Origin of the sequence: Bradyrhizobium sp. 521_C7_N1_3 (assembly GCF_052075975.1) — a bacterium.
GTDB classification, from domain to species: domain Bacteria; phylum Pseudomonadota; class Alphaproteobacteria; order Rhizobiales; family Xanthobacteraceae; genus Bradyrhizobium; species Bradyrhizobium japonicum.
Window position 1 is genome coordinate 9,412,004 of sequence record NZ_CP197232.1, and the last position, 17,864, is coordinate 9,429,867.

Genomic DNA, 17,864 nt, shown 5'->3' on the forward strand with positions numbered 1-17,864 from the left:
AATGACATTCACGATAGGGGCCCGATCCCGGATTTGGGCCCGCATCGTCTCCGCGCTCGTTCTTGCCGGTGCCTTCAACGCCACCGGAGCCTCGGGGGCAACGCCTGCAAAAGTCTCGGGTTCGACCGCGCTGGCGCTCGCCGGCGTGATCGCGCCGCTGTCGCCGGACCTGACCGGCGCCGAGAAGAAGGCGGTGGCGATGCTGTTCGCCGCCAATGCCGAGATTCCCTACAAGAAGCCGATTGTGGTGACCGTGGACAGAATCGTCTGCCGCACCGGCAATGTCGACATCACGCTACGCAATTGCGAGCTGACTTTCGGCAAGAAGAGCAAGACCGTGAACGGCTCGACGGCCAATGAAATTTTCGCGACGGAAGCGCTCGCCGGTATTCCGCCCGATGGTGCGGCGGGATCGAACTTCGAGAGCCTGAGCCAGCTGAGCTGCACGATCGACCCCAATGCCATCCGCCGCAAGGACGGCAGCGGGGCCGACTGCACGTTCCAGCCGGGGAATTGAACCGCGCATGGGCAAGAACATGGGCAAGAAACCGGGTGCCGTGAAATCGCCTCAAGGCGAACTAACTAATAAGGCGAATTGAAAAGACGGGCCAAACGCGCGAGCCCATATCGGGCACGCAGGGCCGGCACCAACATACCAACATGAAGAATTATCTCGCTTTCTTTCTCATCCTGGGCATGACGGCAGCCTCCGCACACGGTCCGGCGCCGGCGCGGCTCACGGGGCCGTCCCATCTCGTCCGCGTAGGCCTCACCGACAACGACACGACCGCCGGCGGCACCGCGCGGCTGTGCGAGCAGGTCTCGTTCGCGCGCGGGCTGCGCTACGGCGAAAGCGAGGCCAACGTGCTCGACGTCGCCACCACCAGCGAGACCAAGGCGGATACGCCCCGGCCCGTGTTGCTGTTCGTGGGGGGCGACACCTTTACCGGCGATCGCGGCGCGCCGGACCTGTCCCGCGAGATCCAGGACCAGGCGATGTGCTTTGCCGCGCGCAACGGCATGATCGGCGTGCGCGTCAGCTATCGCCTTGCGCCGGCGGCGGCCTGGCCGATGGGTGCGACCGACGTGGCGGCGGCGCTGTCCTGGGTCCACGGCAATATCGACCTGTTCAATGGCGATGCCCGCGAGATCGTCGCGGTCGGCTATGGCGCCGGCGCCTTCCATGTCGCCACCTTGCTGGCGCATCCCGAGTTCCAGACCGACCGCTCCGATGTCGCTGCCGTCGTGCTGGTGTCCGGGATCTATCGCGCGGGCAAGGACGCGAGCGACAGCGAGAAGGCCTATCTCGGCACCGACCCCACCCAATATGACAAGCGGTCGGTCTTCCCCGGCATCCTCAACATCGACGCGCCGATCGTGCTGGCCTGGGCCGCGAACGATCCCGCGAACCTCGTGGCGCAGGGCGAGACCTTGAAGAAGACGCTGTGCGGCGCCGGCCACTGCCCGCGCAGCACGCTGCTGCGGAGCCGCGACGGCATCGCCGCCGCCTTCGGCCTCGACGGCTCCGGCGACAGCCTCGCCGAACCGACGCTGCTGCTGGTGCATCAACTCGAGGCGCGCGGGCTGCCGTAGCGGCGCGCGGGCACTCCAAGCTCCCGCAGCGTCATGGTCGGGCCCTACGAACCCGGCCGCGACAATGAGGCTATCACCGTCACCCTGAGGTGGCCGCTTCTTCAGCGGCCCTCGAAGGGCGACGGCCCGGTCGTCTCCGCTCGGTTGTAGCGGGGGCCGTTCATCCTTCTCCGCCCGCGATGCGCTGCATCGCGCTGAGGCACGGGCTTCAAAGCCCTTGGATGAAGCGGTCTCCCGTCCGTTACCGCACCGGACACTCTATCCGATCCAGCGATTCGAGACTTACAAGGATGACGGAGCGACTGACCACAACACGAACGGCGCGTCAGCACGCCTGTCGTTTGCTGAAGCCCACGCAGCCACAGCTTTGACAAACGCTTGACGTAGATCAAGCGAACTTGGTGCAGATTGAGCCGACCTCTTGGAGGGGCCAATATCAAGGTATCGAGCATGCGCGTCATCGGCAGACTGCTGTTCGTCTTGATCGCCGCACTCGCGTCGCTTGGCGCGATGTCCCAGCAACACGCCGAACAACCCGCGAGCGGCGACGAAATCCGCATCGGCAACGTGATGCCGTATTCGGGACCGCTCTCGGAATTCGGCGCCATCGGCCAGGCCGAGGCCGCCTATTTCGACATGGTCAACGCGCGCGGCGGCATCAACGGCCGCAAGATCCGCTTCATCACGCGCGACGACAATTCCGATCCGGCCACCGCGCTGGAGCTGACGCGCAACCTGGTCGAGAAGGACGACGTGCACCTGATGTTCGGCTCGTTCGGCACGCCCGGCAATATCGCCACGCGCTGGTACCTGAACGAGAAGAGAATCCCGCAGCTGTTCGTCGCCTCCGGCGACGAGGAGCTGAGCCAGGCCAAGGCGTTTCCCTGGACCATGGGCTGGCAGCCGTCGTTCCGGTCGGAGGGGCGCATCTATGCCAACTACATCCAGGCCTATTACCCCAAGAAGAAGATCGTGGTGCTCTGGCAGAACGACCAGTTCGGACGCATGCTCTACCGGGGCATCCAGGAAGGTCTCGGCGACCTGAACCGTCTCGTTCTCGTCGACATCGCCTTCGATATCAACGATGAGCATCTCGAAGGGCACGTCTCGATCCTCAAGCGCGCGGGCGCCGACATCTTCGTCTTTCTCGGCGTGCCGTCGACGGCGTCCAAGGTGATCAAGCTCGCGGCATCCCTCAAATGGCGCCCGGTCATCATCGTCAACGACGCCTCCGCCTCGATCGCCAACGCGATGGCGCCCGCGGGCCTGGAGAATTCGGCCGGCGTGATCTCGGCGGCGTTCCTGAAGGACCCGAGCGACCCCGCATGGAAGAACGACCCCGCCATGAAGGACTGGTTCGCCTTCATGGACAAGTACCACCACATCGAAAGCACCAACAACAGTGCCGCGGTCTATGGCTACGCCGCAGCCGAGGCACTGACGCAAGTGCTGAAGCAATGCGGCGACGACCTGTCACGCGACAATATCATGCGCCAGGCGGCTTCGCTGAGGGATCAGCAGCCCTCCGTCGCCTTGCCCAACATCAGGATGAACACCTCGCCGAACAGCTATCTGCCGATCAAACAGATGCGGCTGGTGCAGTTTGACGGCAGGTCGTGGCAGCCTTTTGGTGATGTGATCGAGACCGCGTTTACGGAGGGGGCGGCGCGGTAAGGTGCCACTTGCCCTCCCCTGGAGGGGGTCACATTGAGCGCAGCGAGATGTGAGACGGGGTGGGGTGAAAGTCTCTCCACACATGCTCTGCCCGTGGGGAGAGATCACCCCACGCCGCTCGCGCTGCGCGCGATCGACCCTCCCCCTCCAGGGGAGGGTAAGAGCGCCCCTCACGCCGGCTTCAGCGAAGCCAGCGCATTTTCCAGCAGCAAGCGGACGCGTGCGGCATCGCCCGACTTCACCACCGCGGGGTCGAGATACAGCTCGAGGCCGGGCGCGCGCTCGGTGATGACACCGCTCTTCTCCGCCGCCGCGTCGTTGAGCGCGTCGACCGAATAGGGAATGATTTCGCGGCTGATGCCCTTCATCGTGATCGCGGGCAATGCGTGCGCGCGGACGATATCGCTGACCAGCGCGAAGGTTTCGTAGCTCAGCACGATGCCACCGGGCTCGGCGATCGACTGCAGGCGCGCGGCGAGGTTCGCTTCGGCACCGATGATGGTGTAGTCCATGCGGTCGCTGCTGCCGAAATTGCCGACATTGCAATAGCCTGAGTTGATGCCCATGCGCGAGCGGAACGGCTGCTCGATGCCGGACGCGCGCCACTTCGCATTGAGCTCGGCAAGACGCTGCTGCATGCGCCAGGCCATCTGGAGGCAGGCCTCAGCGTCCGCACGGTCGCCCCTGGTCTCGGGGTCGCCGAAGAAGATCAGCATGGCATCGCCGATGAACTTGTCGATGGTGCCGCCATGTTCGTGCGCGATCGCCGACATCTCGGTGAAATATTCGTTGAGGAGCTGCGTCAACAATTCCGGCTGAAGCCGCTCCGCGGTCGCCGTGAAATTCTGGATGTCGGAGAAGAAGATCGTCAGCTTCTTGCGCTCGGTGTGGATGGTGACGTCCTTCTGGCCGCTGAAGATGCTCTTGTAGACCTGCGGCGGGATGTAGCGCGAGATCTTCATGGAGAGCGAAGCCAGGAAGTCGTTGGCGGATTCGAGCTCCTTGTTCATGCCCTTGATGCGGCCGGCCTGGCGGCGCTGGAGCGAGAGGAACGACAGGCCGCAGCCCGCGGCGATCAGGAAATAGGCCAGCAGGAACTTGAACGAGAAGATGTTGGCGGCGATCGGCTGCGCGATGATTACCTCCTGGATGCCGCGGACGTCGCCCACCTTCCAGTCCTTCTTCGGGCTCTCGGGGTGGCTGTTGTGGCAGCTGACGCAGGCCGGCCCCATCGTAACGGGCGCGACCAACCGGACCTTGTCGGAGAACAGCGAGGTCTCGGTCTCGACGATCTTCTGCTCGGGATCCTTCCGAAGCGCGTCGAGCGCGTCCTTCTCGAACTTGTCGAGCTGGTGCGCGGCACGGTTCTGGAACGGGAAATCCGAGACGAAGCGGTAGGTGATGTTCTCCTGCTGCGCGCCGATCACCCGTCCGAGCTCCAGCGACAGCGTCGCCGGGATCGGGATCGCACCGGGGACGGATTCGTAATTGTGGACGACCCTGGTGGTGCCATCAGGGTTGGCCAGGATGCGGCCGACCACGTTGGACGCATAGTAGCTGCGCACGCTCGTGATCACCGAGTTGAGGTCGGCGGCCTGCCGGCGCAGCGCGGTCTTGCTGAGGTCGGTCAGGTCCAGCCACACCGCGAGCGGCAAAGCGAGCAGGAGCAAGGCGATCACGGCCCCCGTGAGGATGCCGCTCTTGCGCTGTTCTTCGGAGATCTCTTGTTTCACCCTGTGGCTCCGTCGTGTGCGATCTTGTCGCAAATCCCGGGAATTCGCGGCAAGAGCTTGCGGCGGCACAGAGCCCGCAAATCCGAGGCCGCGCAACCCCATTTCATGGTGGTCGCAGCAAATGGCTTTTCGTTTCATGACGATTGTTTAAGATCGGCATTAACCTGCATTCACTCCGCCGGGAGATCCTCCATATGACCGAGACCATCCGCATCAGGCGCTTCAATGCGCGCCCCGTGATCGTGCCGATGAATTTGCCGCTCAAGACCTCGACCGGCGCGGTCGCAAAGGCGCCGCTGGTGCTGATCGACTGCGAGACCGACCAGGGCGCGGTGGGGCATGCCTATCTGTTCTCGATCACGCCTTCGGCCTTGAAGCCGCTGACGGCGATGGTCGCGGAAATGTCGGAGCTCCTCGCCGGCGACGAGCTGCTGCCGTTCGAGATCGAGCGCAAGCTGACCCAGCGCTTCACCCTGCTCGGCCTCGCCGGCCTGCAGCGGCTGGCGCAATCCGGCATCGACATGGCGGCATGGGACGCGCTGGCACGCAGCAAGTGCCTGCCGCTCGCGCGCCTGCTCGGCGGCGCGCCGAAGCCGGTCAGGGCCTACAATTCGAAGGGGCTCGGCATCATGCCGGCGGGCGCCGCGGTGGACGAAGCCCACAAGCTGCTGGCCGAAGGTTTTCACGCCGCAAAGATCCGCGTCGGCCGGTCCGATGCGCGGGAGGATCTCGCCGTGGTGCGCGCGGTGCGCAAGGCCGTCGGCGATCAGGTCACGCTGATGTGCGACTACAACCAGGCCCTGACGGTCACCGAGGCCATCCGCCGCGGCGAGATGCTCGACGACGAGGGCCTGACCTGGATCGAGGAGCCGATCCGCCACGACGATTACGCTGGCAACGCGCGCATTGCGGATGCGCTCCGCACGCCGGTCCAGATCGGCGAGAATTTTGACAGCGCCTTCTCGATGCAGGCGGCGCTGTCCGCTGAGGCCTGCGACTACGTGATGCCCGACGTGCAGCGCATCGGCGGCGTCACCGGCTGGCTCCGCGCCGCCGCGCTCGCGCAGGCCGCCGGCATCGAGATGTCGACGCACCTGTTCTCGGAGGTCAGCGCGCATTTGCTCTGCGTGACGCCGACCGCGCATTGGCTGGAATATGTCGACTGGGCAGACGCGGTGCTGGCGACACGGCTGAAGATCAAGGACGGCTTTGCCCTGCCGGGCGAAGAGCCGGGCAACGGGATTGCCTGGGACGAGGCGGCGGTGAAGAAGTATCTCGTCGGATAAGACCGCCTCTTACGACCGAACAGCGGCAATCATACTCAGCTCGACGGGAGCGCCCCGCGGCAACTCGGCGACGCCGACAGACGTGCGCGTGTGACGACCGCGATCGCCCAAGCACTCGATCAGCCGGTCGGAGGCCCCATTCATGACTTGCGACTGCTGGGTAAATCCGGGCGCTGAAGCAATGTAGCCAACGAGCTGCAGGACCTGAACGATCCTGTCCTCTCCGCCTGTTGCGTGGTTGATGGCCGAAATGCAGAGATCGGCGCAGAGGGCAGCGGCCTCCTGCGCGGCCGCGATATCGACATTTGCGCCGACCTTGCCCGCATACAGCAGGTCCTCACCGCGACGCGGCAGCTGACCACTGACATACGCAATTCCACCATGGATGATCACCGGCAAATAGTTGCCGCCGGGCTTGTTCACGCTGCTCATCTCGAAAAACCTGCCTTCTCGTCACGTCCGGCGAAGCGACAATTTTCGCCGAACGCCGCAAATTGTATCCCGCCAGGCTGGTCGCCGTCATGGATGACCGGACAATGGCAGGCGGAGAGTCACGGATCAAGGCTGCGAAGCATTTGCCTGCCGACGGCGGTGCGCATCCGGCCCGACAAGGCCTCGCCACCGCGCATTGCGCAGCGGCGGCGGGCACGATAACGATGCCTCATGTCCACATGGCGGCCCCACCCTCACATCCGCGTCGTCGCGATCGGCCTGCACTGGCGGGGCGCGCGGCTGCTCGCAGCCGAGGTGCGTGACGATGCAGGACGGATCAAGGGCGTGCGCCCGCTCGGCGGCGAGATCGAGTTCGGCGAGAGGTGGCGGACTGCGCTGGTGCGGGAATTCAACGAAGAGCTCGGCATCGACATCACGATCATCGGCGAGCCGCTGGTGATGGAGAACATTTTTGTGCACGAGGGATCGACCGGGCACGAGGTGATGTTCATCGCGGAGGTCGCGCTTCCAGACGGCGCGTTCAGCGGCCAGGACCGCATCGACTTCCGCGAGGATAACGGCGAAGAGATCGTCGCACGCTGGTTCGATCTTGCGGAGCTCGACGTCGAGGGCGGACCGAGCCTTTATCCGAACGGCTTGAAGGATGTGCTGCTCCGGAGCAAGGTTTCTGCTCCGTCACCCTGAGGACGTCGCTGCCTCCACATCGTCATTGCGAGCGCAGCGAAGCAATCCAGACTGTCACCATGGAAAGATTCTGGATTGCTTCGCTGCGCGCGCAAGACGGAGTGCTACCACACTTCCGCGCCGGGGATCTTCTTGCGCACCGCCATGCGCTGGATCCAGATGCAACGGCGGACGGATCTGTTGGAGCGGCCGACGGCGGATATCCCCTCGCCGGCCTGAAGCAGCGGCGCCACGTTCTGCCGCAGCACGCGGCAGCGCTGGAGCTCGGCCTGCCAGTCGATGATCGCCGCATCGGCGCATGACGCCATCAGCGCCAGCATTGCCATGGCAAGGCAGCTTGCCCGCATCATTTGCGTCCCCTTCACCGTGATCCCCCCGTATCGCGCCGGTAGCGGAAATCGCAATGGCTGGCGCCTTGCATGATGGTCTGCGTGCGCGTGAGCCTGACGTCGGGACCAAACCCGTCCGCGGTCGCGAAATCGGCGGTGCAGACCAGGAGGAAGCCGAGCTCCGGTTCGCCCAGCGCCTTGTAGAACTCGGCATAGGCGCATCGCGTCACGTCGAACGCGAAGGCGTCTTCGGTCTGCGCGATCACGTCATAGGCGAGGGCATCGTCGCGGGCATAGGTCTTGAACGCCGACGACACGGCCTTGCCGAGATCGGTCTCGTTCTTCGTTTTCCAGAACTCCTCACCGAAGCCGCGATAGAGATCGCCGAGCGCCTTGCGCACCAGTGCGTTGGCGCGCGCCTCGCCGAGCTCGGCCTGCAATGCCTTGACCAGCGGCACCAGCACCTGCGCCTGAATTTTTGCCTGCTCGATGACGGAAACGCTCATGGGCAGCCTCGCTCGTCTCTCGTTGCTGCGACTCTTTGGCCCTGTGACCTGGCACACATTTGCGACCATCTTAAGGTTGTATGATAGCCCAGCATAACCGAAGCCGGCCAGTCGCCCGACATCCATTTTGATGATCTCATTTTCGAGCACGGAGAAGGAAGCAATGCTTCGCTCAGTTCGCAGGGCTCGCCTATTTCCCGACCGCACATTTGCCCGAACCGCAAGTTGAAAATCACGATCGATTCACGCGGATCCGTTGAGTATCCGGCCCGGCCGACAACGTAGGGCCGATCGATGTTCGTAGTCGGCACGCGCGCATGAGCGCGCGTGAACGATGTTGTCATGCCCGGCATCGGATCACGAGGTGCAATAGCGGAGGACTCACCTGCCCGGACAGCCGGCCCGGGGAAATGCCGGCATCGACAGTTGCAGCATCGCGAGGGATCACCATGGACGAGCCCAAACCACTCACCAGTGCGTTCACCAAGACCGCGAACTTCTCCATCCACGAGGTCGACGAGGTGTTCAGGGACGCCGCGCAGCCCGCCGCGGGGGCCGCTGCCCGAGCCGCGCGTCCGCCGGTCACCCTGCCGCCCATCCTCGGTCCGCTGTCGGCCTTCACGGGCACCTTCACAGGACAGGGGTTCAATACGATCTTCCGGCCCGACAGCAAGATCACGCCGACGCCGATGCCGGGGCCGATCAACACCACCGACCCCGACGACAACGTGCTGGAGCTGAATCTCACCGACGAGACGATGTCGTTCTCGAACAGTCTCGGCTCGATCCCCAATCGCGGCTCGCTGCAACAGGCGGACGCATTCCTCAACGGCGTGCCGTACCTCCAGACCATCAACGACATCACCACGGGAACGCCCGTGGGCATTCACTTCGAACCCGGCATCTGGCTGGCGGTGCCGGCCACCACCAATCCGCACGAGCCGTTCACCGTTGCGCGCATGGCGTCGATCCCGCACGGCACGACGATCACTGCGCAAGGCACCGCGCTGGCTCCGGTCGCCGGCAAACCGACCATCGCAGCGATCGACATCACCCCGTTCATCGGCGGCAATCCGGGCAACAAGATCACCTTCCAAAATCAGACCGCGGCCAACAAGACGACCCGCAGGCTACCTCAGGATCTGACCGCACTGATGGCCTCCGGCAAGCTCACCCAGGCCATGATCACCGACCCGAACACGGTATTGCGCAATCAGATCGCGCATCAGACCATCACGCAGACCATCGTCATCGAGACATCCACGAAGCCCGGCACGCCGCTGTCCGGCGGTCCCTTGCCGGCCATCCCCTCGCCCGGCCCGCATCCGCAGGCGCCGAGCTTCGCCGGCGGCACCGCGAACATCGCGTTCCTTCAGGGCTTGCCCGTTCCGCCGCCGGGCGGCAATGGCGCGAACGCCAACGCCTTCCAGATGGACGCGGTGTTCTGGATCGAGACGGTGGTCTACGACATCGACGTGCCGGCCCTGCCGCCGGGAACGCCGCCGGTGATCCTGCAGCCGCGCCAGAGGAGCAACGTGCCGCTGGTTCCGAGGTTCGTCGCCGCGATCCCGTTCGTGCCCAACAAGGGCTTCAAGGGCGGCCACGTCAAAGTGGCGACGACGCAGATCCAGTACTCACAGAAGGTCATGCTGGATTTCGCCGGCCTGACCTGGCCGCACGTCTCGGTCGCATCGCTGGTGCCGGCAGCACCGGTGCCGATCCCGGATCATCTGTTGCCGCTGACGTGAGGCGGATGGCGGTGTGACGACGATGCGCCACGTCCGCGGCATCGGACGTGGCCTGAACCAACGCATCCGTGATGCGACGGTGATCGCCGCTCGCGCGATCCTGAAAGGCCGGCGAGACGATCAATGGTATGATCATTGTCATCCAAAAGAGAGATGATCATGCCCCCTTCCAAGATGTCCCGCGGCGCCATCAGGCTACGACGATTTGCGCGGCGCGGTCATGTTGCGGCAATTGCTGCAGCGCTGTTTCTCGCGGCGACCGCCTGGTCGGCCGGACCGGCGCTGGCCGCGGCAGATGATGCGGAGGCGCGAGCCATCTTCGAAAAATTCATTGCCGCGCAGAATGCGCACAACGCGGACGATGTGAAGGCCATGCTGTGGAATTCGCCCGGCACGCTGTTGTTTGCGAGAGGTATCGAAACCAGAGGCCGTGATGCGGTCGCGGACCGCTTCAAGGGCTATTACGAGGGCACCTGGCACCTCGAACCCGACATGTCGAAATTCCACGTCGCCGTGATCTCGAACGAGGTCATGCAGGTCCTCGTTCCCATCGTCTTCACGCGTGGCCTTCCCGGCAAGCCACCCCAACAGAATACGTTTCTGATCAGCCAGACCTACGTGCGGGATGCGAACGGCTGGTCCGTCGCCTCCGTCCTGCCGGTTGCGAACACGGAACTGAAATAGCTGCGATCGAGTATCGTCGGGGCGTGGTTTGCTGCAGCACCGGGGCAAATCCCGGGTTGCGCTTCGCTCCATGCGGGCGACACGCACGCTTCGCAATCGCGGATTGTTGGGGCTTGCCTGGCCGAAGCTCGCGGCGGCAGCCTGCCTGCGCCCTTTGGGCTTCGGCGTGGCATCCTTCTCTCGCTTTGCGAGCGAAGGATGGTGGGCGCGACAGGGATCGAACCTGTGACCCCTACCATGTCAAGGTAGTGCTCTCCCGCTGAGCTACGCGCCCTAGATGTCTCTAGATCGGGTCGGGTCCCTATAACGGCTCAGGGGAGCCGGTGCAAGGACCGAAGGGGGCCGATTTAGGCCGCCAGCATCTTGTTCACTTCGCTGACCAATTCGCGCAGATGCACCGGCTTGGACAGCACCTTGGCGTTCTTGGGGGCGTCCGAATCCGAGTTCAGGGCGACCGCGGCGAAGCCGGTGATGAACATGATCTTGATGTCGGGGTCGAGTTCCGAGGCCCGGCGGGCGAGCTCGATACCGTCCATCTCCGGCATCACGATGTCGGTCAGCAGCATCTCGAACGGCTCTTCCCGGAGCCGCTGATAGGCGGCCATGCCGTTGTCATGGGACGAGACCTGAAAACCAGCGTTTTCCAGCGCCTTTACCAGGAAACGGCGCATGTCGTTGTCGTCTTCGGCGAGCAGGATTTTGGGCATGGCAGGAAACGTCAAATCCCCAGAGGATAACAGCAGAGGTTACTAAGCCCGATAGACGGTAAATTTGGGGTGAAAATCTTTACCCTGGGCTGGCTGCGCTGCCGGTCCCTTGTGAACCCGAATGCGGTACGAATCAATCGAGCCGCGCCGGCGCATCCCCGCTTCCCTGCCCACACGGTTAAGACATGTTCCAGCGCTGATCACATCTTTTCGCTTGGCAGAATGGTTGCGATTCCGGACAATGACGACACATAAGAGCCGCTCCACCGGCCGAATCAATTCGATCCGAGACCCGGATCCTGCGGCGCGAAGGGACGAAGCCTGAGAAGATGACCCGGTTTGACGGCGACGTGTCGCCCGCCTTCGAGATCGTGGAGCCCGCGCAATGGCGCGCGCCTGTCATCTTCAACTCGCCCCATTCCGGCTCGACCTATCCGGACGAATTCCTCAGCGCCTCCAGGATCGACCTGACGACGCTGCGGCGGTCTGAAGATTCCTTCATGGACGAGCTGATCGGCCATTTGAGCGAGCGCGGCTTTCCGACCGTGCGGGTCAACTTTCCCCGCTCCTATGTCGACGTCAATCGCGAGCCCTACGAGCTCGATCCCCGCATGTTCACCGGACGGCTGCCGAGCTTTGCCAATACCCGCTCGATGCGGGTCGCCGGCGGGTTAGGCACCATCCCGCGCGTGGTCGGCGACGGCCAGGAGATCTACCGCGAACGCATCCTGGTCGACGATGCGCTGGCGCGGATCGAGACGCTGTACAAGCCCTATCATCGCGCGCTGCGCCGGCTGATCAACAAGGTGCACCAGATGTTCGGCACCGTGGTGCTGGTCGACTGCCACTCGATGCCCTCGGTCGGCGTCAGCAGGGACGAGCCGCGACGGCCCGACATCGTGATCGGCGACCGCTACGGCACGAGCTGCACGCCGCTGCTTCCGGACAGGGTCGAGGAGACCATGGGCGGGCTCGGCTATTCGATCGGCCGCAACAAGCCCTATGCCGGCGGCTTCATCACCGAGCATTACGGCAACCCCGCAAGCGGGCTGCACGCGGTGCAGCTCGAGCTCAACCGTGCGATCTACATGGACGAGCGGCGGCGCGAGCGCAGTCCGCGCTTTGCGCAAGTGGCAAGCGACTTCGGCGTGCTCGCCGACGTGCTGGCGACGACGATCCCATTCGGCGATCTCGGCCCGTTCCAGGCCGCGGCGGAATAATAGCGAGCCGCCGCCGCGCGATCGCATCGCCGATCAAACATCAGATCAAGCTGTCAGCGTATCGTGCGCCGAATCTTCGCTTCGCGTTTTCGCGCGCTCGAAGTGAAGATCGAGGCTCAAAGAAAAAAGGGCCGCTTCTGATGAAGAAGCGGCCCAAGTCTAGGGAGGAAACGCCCAAGGAGGGCAGCGGTAACGCAGAGCGCTACCGCACCGCAACAATATGCGGCCGCGACGCACAAAGTGCAAGGGCTTTCGAGCCGTTTCCCATGCAATATGCACATGGCTCATTTGCTTATAGCGAAACCCAGATTCAGTTTCTTTGATAAGGAAATTCAATGGGTTGATAACCGTTTGCATACGAACAAGGCATACTCGGAACTAAGTTTTCAACTCTGTGATCGATATTTGGCCAGCATATAACTGGGATGGAGCAACCAGTTGCGGCATCCAAAATACCAGGGAGCAAACCAACTCAGCGCTGCACGCGAGAAGCGAATTGAGCTAGGCAGGAGCGAGCTTCACCCGACTTTCGTTTTGAGGATGCGCCGTGACGGTGATCGACTTCTCAGCCTTCATCGGACGGCTCGCCACCGCGTCCGGCGAAACCATCCTGCCGTTCTTCCGCACCTCGCTGTCGATCGACGACAAGAGCAAGACCAAGGATTTCGACCCCGTGACGGAGGCCGACCGCGCCGCGGAGGCGGTGATGCGCCGGCTGATCAAGGCGAGCTTCCCCCAGCATGGCATCGTCGGCGAGGAATTCGGCAATGAGCGCGAGGACGCCGATTATGTCTGGGTGCTCGACCCCATCGACGGCACGAAATCCTTCATCGGCGGCTTTCCGATCTGGGGCACGCTGATCGCGCTGCTGCACAAGGGCGCGCCGGTGTACGGCATGATGCACCAGCCCTTCATCGGCGAGCGCTTCTCCGGCGACAACGGCTCGGCCACTTATAAAGGCCCGTCCGGCGAACGCCGGCTCCAGGTCCGCCGCTGCGCCTCGCTGTCGGAAGCAACGAGCTACACCACCAGCCCGCTGCTGATGAACGAGCGCGACCGCGCCATTTTCAGCCGCATCGAACAGGGCGCGCGGCTGTCGCGCTATGGCGGCGACTGCTACTCCTATTGCATGCTGGCGGCCGGCCACGTCGATCTCGTGGTCGAGACCGAGCTGAAGCCTTACGACATCGCGGCCCTGATCCCGATCGTGACCGGCGCCGGCGGCGTCGTCACCACCTGGGAAGGCAAGCCGGCCCAGGGCGGCGGCCGCATCATCGCCGCGGGCGACGCCAGAGTTCACGAAGAAGCACTGAAACTGCTCAACGGATAAACGCCCCAAGGAGCGTGCATGAAAAGAGCCTGCATGAACAACTGGCCTAAGCTCCTCCTCACATTCCTGCTTCTGTTTCCTACCCTCGCCTCCGCGCAGAACTTTCCCGCAAAACCGATCAAGCTGATCGTGCCGTTCCCGGCCGGCGGTCCCAACGACATCATCGCGCGGGTGATCGGCCAGCGCATGTCGGAGCTATCAGGGCAGCCGGTGCTGATCGACAACCGCGGCGGCCAGGGCGGCGTGCTCGGCACCGACGCGGTCTCGAAGGCTGCGCCCGACGGCTACACCATCGCCATCTCCTCAGCCGGCGCGCTCGCGATCAGCCCGAGCATGGAGCGGGTCGCCTACGACACCTCGAGCGACCTTACGCCGGTGACGCTGGTTGCGACCGTGCCGGAAATGCTTGTCGTCGCCACCAACGTGCCCGCCAAGGACATCGGCGAGCTGATCGCGCTTGCCAAGGCGCAGCCCGGAAAGCTCAATTTCGCCTCCTCCGGCCCCGGCAGCCTACCGCACCTCGCCGGCGAGTTGTTCAAGCTGACGGCCAGGATCGACATCGTCCACGTGCCCTATCGTGGCGCAGCTCCCGCGGTGAACGATCTCCTGGGCCAGCAGGTGCAGATGACGTTCCTGGATCTTCCGGTGCTGCTGCCGCAGGTCAAGGCCGGCGCGTTGAAGCCGATCGCGGTCGGCTCGGCCGAGCGCTCCGCGACCGCGCCCGACGTGCCAACCACCGCGGAAGCGGGCTTTGCCGATCTTCGCATCGAGAACTGGTACGGCATGGTGGCGCCGAAGAGCACGCCGAAGGAGATCGTCACCGCGCTGCATGGACTGGCGACGAAGGCCATGGCGGATCCGGCCGTAAAGGAAAAGCTCAGCCAGCAAGGCGCGACCCTGATCGGCGACGAGCCGGAGCATTTTCGCAGCTTCATCGCGGACGAGACGAAGAAGTGGGCGAAGGTGATCAAGGACGCCGGGGTCGAGACGGCGAAGTAGCGCTGTCTTACCCTCCCCTGGAGGGGGAGGATAAGCCCTCACACCGCCTCTGCCCGCAAATGCTCCACCAGCATCTTGGCCGGCCTTGGCAGCGCCTTGAAGCTGCGTGCGCAGATCACGAGCTTGCGGTTGGCGAAGGCATCGCGCAGGCGGACCATGGCGAGCGGCATCAGCTTGGCGCAGCGGCGGGCGGCGGATATCGGCACCAGGGCGATGCCGACGTCAGCGGCGACCATCTGACAGATCGCGTCGAAATCGCGCAGACGCGCACGGTAATGCGGACGCATGCCGAGCCGGGCGGCGTGCTTCGAAATGTGCATCTGGAGCGCCGTGGCGCTGGTGAGCCCGACAAAATCGCAAGCGCCCGTCTCCTGAAAATCGATCTGGCGACGGCCCGCGAACGGGCCGCGCCGCGACGTCACCAATGTCAGGTGGTCCTCGCTGAAGACGAAGCGCTCGATATGGTCGGGCAGCGCGTGCTCGGCGGCAAAGCCGAGATCGGCGGCACCGGCGGTGATCGCTGCCGCGATATCGGTGCTCTCGCGCTCCTCGATGTCGATGGCGACGTCGCGATGCTCGCGCAGGAAGCCCGCCAGCGCCTTCGGCAGATGCTCCGACAGCCCCGAGGTGTTGACGAGAAAATGCACGCTCGCGCGCACGCCGCTGGCAAAGCCGGCGAGATCGCCGCGCATGGCGTCGACCTGGTGCATCACGACCCGTGCATGATCGAGCAGGCTTTCGCCCGCCGCGGTCAGCTCGACACCGCGCCGCCCGCGCTTGAGCAGCGCGACGCCGAGCGCGTCCTCGAGCCCTTTTATGCGCGCGCTGGCAGAGGCCAGGGCGAGATTCGATCGCTCGGCGCCGCGGGTGATGCTGCGCTGGTCGGCGACCGCGATGAAGAGCTGGAGGTCGACGAGGTCGAAGCGCATGGCTGGATTCTCCTCAGCCTCCGCCAGGAACGAAGGCTGTCTCCGTAACCTCCAGATTGTGCCCGCGCGCGGCTTCGGTCAATGTGCAAGATATGATCGACCCGCTCCTCATCCTCATCGCCGCCGTCTTCCTGATCGCCGGATTCGTCAAGGGCGTGGTCGGGCTCGGCCTGCCGACCGTGTCCATGGGCCTGCTCGCGGTGAGCATGGCGCCGAGCCGCGCGATCGCCATCGTGATCGTGCCCGCCATCGTCACCAATATCTGGCAGACCTTCGCCGGCCCCCATCTGCGCGACATCCTGAAGCGGCTGTGGCCGCTGATGATCGGCACCGTGATCGGATGCTGGCTCAATGCCGGCGCGCTGACCGGTCCCCATGCCCGTTACGGCACGATCGTGCTCGGAATCCTGCTCGTGGTCTACGCGATCATCGGGCTCAGCAAATTCAAGTTCCACGTCGCGCCGCAGAACGAGAAATGGGCCGGCGGCGTGGTCGGCGTGATCACCGGCGTGATCTCGGCCTCGACCGGCGCGCAGGTGATCCCCTCGATGCCGTTCATGCAGGCGATCGGCATGGAGAAGGACGAGCTGGTGCAGGCGCTCGGCGTGTTCTTCACGACCGCGACGCTGGCGCTCGCCTTCAATCTCACCGCCGGCGGATTGCTGACGCCGGCGAACGCCGTGCCGGGCGCCGTGGGCATGGCCATGGCCTTTGCCGGCATGTTCGTCGGCCAATCGGTGCGGGCGCGGATGCCGGCGGAAGCGTTTCGCCGCTGGTTCCTGATCGCGATGATCCTGCTCGGCGTTTATCTCGCCGGCAGCGCGCTGCTGAAGGAGTTCGCCTGAGGCCTACGATTTGGGTTCGTAGCCCGGCACCCATTTTTCGTGCTGAGGCAGATCGTCCTGGATCGTCCACCACGGCGCGCGCGACGAGGTGAAGACGTGGAGGCGGGGCCTGACATCGGGATCGTCATCGAGCAGGCCGGCGGGAATGCTGACGGTCGGCAGATAACTCGCCTTGCCCGGCGTCAGGCAGCCGCAGGTCTTGCAGCGATGGCGGAAGCTCCCCGGCGCGGATTCGTAAGCCACCGTGATGTCCTCGCCGGCAACAAAGCGAAACTTGTCGGCATCGACATGGGCATAGGTGGCGAAGGCCGCGCCGGTCAGCTTGCGGCAATTGGCGCAATGACAATGCGTCAGCGCTCGCACCTGATCGATCTCGAAACGCACGGCGCCGCATAGGCAGCTTCCACGAACCATCGAACCCTCCCCGCGCGGCCTCTATCGGGCCGACTGCATGCCTGACCAGTCATCCGTTCGGATGAGTTATCGCGTCTCCAGCATGGCGACGCGGATGCCGAGATAGATGAAGAGGCCGCCGAGCGCGCGGTTGACCCAGGCGATCGCGCCCTCGGAGCTCCGCAAGCGATGGGCGGCCCTTGCCGCGAACGCCGCCAGCACCAGGCACCACAGCGTCCCCGTAAAGATGAAGATCAGGCCGAGCGTCAGGAAAGCGAGCGGCTTGTCCGGGGAATCGGCTGCGACGAATTGCGGCAGGAAGGCCAGGAAGAACAGCGCGACCTTGGGATTGAGCGCGTTGGTGAAGACGCCCTGGAGGAAGACCCGCCGCAGCGGGCTCCGCGCCGGCTCGTCGGTGACTGCGGCCAGCACCGGGCGCGACCACAGCATCTGAAGTCCTGTCACGACGAGATAGGCCGCGCCGACCAGCTTCAGGATCGAGAAGGCGGTCGATGAGGCCATCAGCAGCGCCGAAAGGCCGATTGCCGCGCCCGCGACGTGGAAAAAGCAGCCAAAACTGATGCCGAGCGCGGCCGCGGCGCCGCCCCGCCAGCCCATCTGCATGCTGCGGCCGATCACGTAGACCGAGTCCGGGCCGGGTGTGATGTTGAGCAAGATGCCCGACAGGATGAAGAGCCAGATCTCGTGAATGCCCAGCATGGGAGGTGCCCCTGTCCGTCCTGAAAGGCGG

General features: G+C 64.4%; 19 protein-coding genes and 1 tRNA gene. 11 read left to right on the forward strand and 9 right to left on the reverse strand.

The annotated features are described in order from the left end of the window. The first annotated feature begins 1 nt into the window (after position 1). The 3 genes from AB7008_RS44650 to AB7008_RS44660 all read left to right on the forward strand — a co-directional run bounded on the left by AB7008_RS44650 (position 2) and on the right by AB7008_RS44660 (position 3,267). Positions 2-517 (forward strand): hypothetical protein, encoded by a 516-nt coding sequence (locus AB7008_RS44650; RefSeq protein ID WP_304491645.1) that lies wholly within the window; start codon positions 2-4, stop codon positions 515-517. Positions 518-660: 143 nt separating this feature from the next. Next, entirely contained in the window at positions 661-1,593 is a 933-nt protein-coding gene (locus AB7008_RS44655) for an alpha/beta hydrolase (protein ID WP_304491646.1), read from the forward strand. Positions 1,594-2,043: 450 nt separating this feature from the next. Next, positions 2,044-3,267, forward strand: coding sequence for an ABC transporter substrate-binding protein (locus AB7008_RS44660; protein WP_304491647.1), 1,224 nt, complete (start codon positions 2,044-2,046; stop codon positions 3,265-3,267). A gap of 170 nt (positions 3,268-3,437) precedes the next feature. On the opposite strand, the gene AB7008_RS44665 is transcribed toward AB7008_RS44660, so the two are convergent. Beyond that, positions 3,438-5,000, reverse strand: a complete 1,563-nt coding sequence (locus tag AB7008_RS44665; protein ID WP_304491648.1) for an adenylate/guanylate cyclase domain-containing protein — start codon at positions 4,998-5,000, stop codon at positions 3,438-3,440. Between the two features lie 194 nt (positions 5,001-5,194). Here AB7008_RS44665 and AB7008_RS44670 point away from each other — a divergent pair, with 194 nt between their 5' ends. Further along, complete coding sequence (locus AB7008_RS44670) at positions 5,195-6,286, forward strand: enolase C-terminal domain-like protein (RefSeq protein WP_441260927.1); 1,092 nt, start codon at positions 5,195-5,197, stop codon at positions 6,284-6,286. 9 nt (positions 6,287-6,295) lie between these two features. On the opposite strand, the gene AB7008_RS44675 is transcribed toward AB7008_RS44670, so the two are convergent. Then, a complete protein-coding gene (locus AB7008_RS44675) occupies positions 6,296-6,718 on the reverse strand; it encodes a RidA family protein (protein WP_304491650.1) in 423 nt (140 codons plus the stop codon). A 231-nt stretch (positions 6,719-6,949) separates the two neighbouring features. Here AB7008_RS44675 and AB7008_RS44680 point away from each other — a divergent pair, with 231 nt between their 5' ends. Then, positions 6,950-7,423: an NUDIX hydrolase gene (locus AB7008_RS44680; RefSeq protein WP_304491651.1), complete on the forward strand. Its 474-nt coding sequence runs from the start codon at positions 6,950-6,952 to the stop codon at positions 7,421-7,423. 104 nt (positions 7,424-7,527) lie between these two features. Here AB7008_RS44680 and AB7008_RS44685 read toward each other — a convergent pair whose 3' ends face one another. Both AB7008_RS44685 and AB7008_RS44690 read right to left on the reverse strand, forming a co-directional pair. Continuing rightward, a complete protein-coding gene (locus AB7008_RS44685) occupies positions 7,528-7,773 on the reverse strand; it encodes a hypothetical protein (protein WP_038935633.1) in 246 nt (81 codons plus the stop codon). Between the two features lie 11 nt (positions 7,774-7,784). Next, positions 7,785-8,258, reverse strand: a complete 474-nt coding sequence (locus tag AB7008_RS44690) for an L-2-amino-thiazoline-4-carboxylic acid hydrolase (protein WP_304491652.1) — start codon at positions 8,256-8,258, stop codon at positions 7,785-7,787. Between the two features lie 449 nt (positions 8,259-8,707). Between AB7008_RS44690 and AB7008_RS44695 the strand changes: the two genes are divergently transcribed. Together AB7008_RS44695 and AB7008_RS44700 are read left to right on the forward strand one after the other, a co-directional pair. Continuing rightward, on the forward strand, positions 8,708-10,006 hold the full coding sequence (locus tag AB7008_RS44695) for a heme-binding protein (RefSeq protein ID WP_441260928.1): 1,299 nt from the start codon (positions 8,708-8,710) through the stop codon (positions 10,004-10,006). Positions 10,007-10,165: 159 nt separating this feature from the next. After that, complete coding sequence (locus AB7008_RS44700) at positions 10,166-10,690, forward strand: hypothetical protein (RefSeq protein WP_028157835.1); 525 nt, start codon at positions 10,166-10,168, stop codon at positions 10,688-10,690. Between the two features lie 199 nt (positions 10,691-10,889). Here AB7008_RS44700 and AB7008_RS44705 read toward each other — a convergent pair. Together AB7008_RS44705 and cpdR are read right to left on the reverse strand one after the other, a co-directional pair. Beyond that, positions 10,890-10,964: transfer RNA gene (locus AB7008_RS44705), tRNA-Val, on the reverse strand. A gap of 73 nt (positions 10,965-11,037) precedes the next feature. Further along, a complete protein-coding gene (gene cpdR / locus AB7008_RS44710) occupies positions 11,038-11,397 on the reverse strand; it encodes a cell cycle two-component system response regulator CpdR (RefSeq protein WP_007597092.1) in 360 nt (119 codons plus the stop codon). Between the two features lie 329 nt (positions 11,398-11,726). On the opposite strand from cpdR, the gene AB7008_RS44715 reads away from it, so the two are divergent. The 3 genes from AB7008_RS44715 to AB7008_RS44725 all read left to right on the forward strand — a co-directional run bounded on the left by AB7008_RS44715 (position 11,727) and on the right by AB7008_RS44725 (position 14,946). Beyond that, positions 11,727-12,617, forward strand: a complete 891-nt coding sequence (locus tag AB7008_RS44715; protein WP_014491809.1) for an N-formylglutamate amidohydrolase — start codon at positions 11,727-11,729, stop codon at positions 12,615-12,617. A 547-nt stretch (positions 12,618-13,164) separates the two neighbouring features. Beyond that, positions 13,165-13,947: a histidinol-phosphatase gene (gene hisN / locus AB7008_RS44720; protein WP_014491808.1), complete on the forward strand. Its 783-nt coding sequence runs from the start codon at positions 13,165-13,167 to the stop codon at positions 13,945-13,947. A gap of 33 nt (positions 13,948-13,980) precedes the next feature. Further along, positions 13,981-14,946, forward strand: coding sequence for a Bug family tripartite tricarboxylate transporter substrate binding protein (locus AB7008_RS44725; RefSeq protein WP_441260929.1), 966 nt, complete (start codon positions 13,981-13,983; stop codon positions 14,944-14,946). 38 nt (positions 14,947-14,984) lie between these two features. Here the strand turns inward: AB7008_RS44725 and AB7008_RS44730 are convergent, their stop codons facing one another. Further along, positions 14,985-15,875 (reverse strand): LysR substrate-binding domain-containing protein, encoded by an 891-nt coding sequence (locus tag AB7008_RS44730; RefSeq protein WP_028157833.1) that lies wholly within the window; start codon positions 15,873-15,875, stop codon positions 14,985-14,987. A gap of 92 nt (positions 15,876-15,967) precedes the next feature. On the opposite strand from AB7008_RS44730, the gene AB7008_RS44735 reads away from it, so the two are divergent. Then, positions 15,968-16,720: a sulfite exporter TauE/SafE family protein gene (locus AB7008_RS44735; RefSeq protein WP_441260930.1), complete on the forward strand. Its 753-nt coding sequence runs from the start codon at positions 15,968-15,970 to the stop codon at positions 16,718-16,720. Positions 16,721-16,723: 3 nt separating this feature from the next. On the opposite strand, the gene AB7008_RS44740 is transcribed toward AB7008_RS44735, so the two are convergent. Beyond that, entirely contained in the window at positions 16,724-17,134 is a 411-nt protein-coding gene (locus AB7008_RS44740) for a GFA family protein (protein WP_441260931.1), read from the reverse strand. Between the two features lie 66 nt (positions 17,135-17,200). Then, a complete protein-coding gene (locus AB7008_RS44745) occupies positions 17,201-17,833 on the reverse strand; it encodes a LysE family translocator (RefSeq protein ID WP_028157831.1) in 633 nt (210 codons plus the stop codon). Positions 17,834-17,864 lie beyond the last annotated feature (31 nt).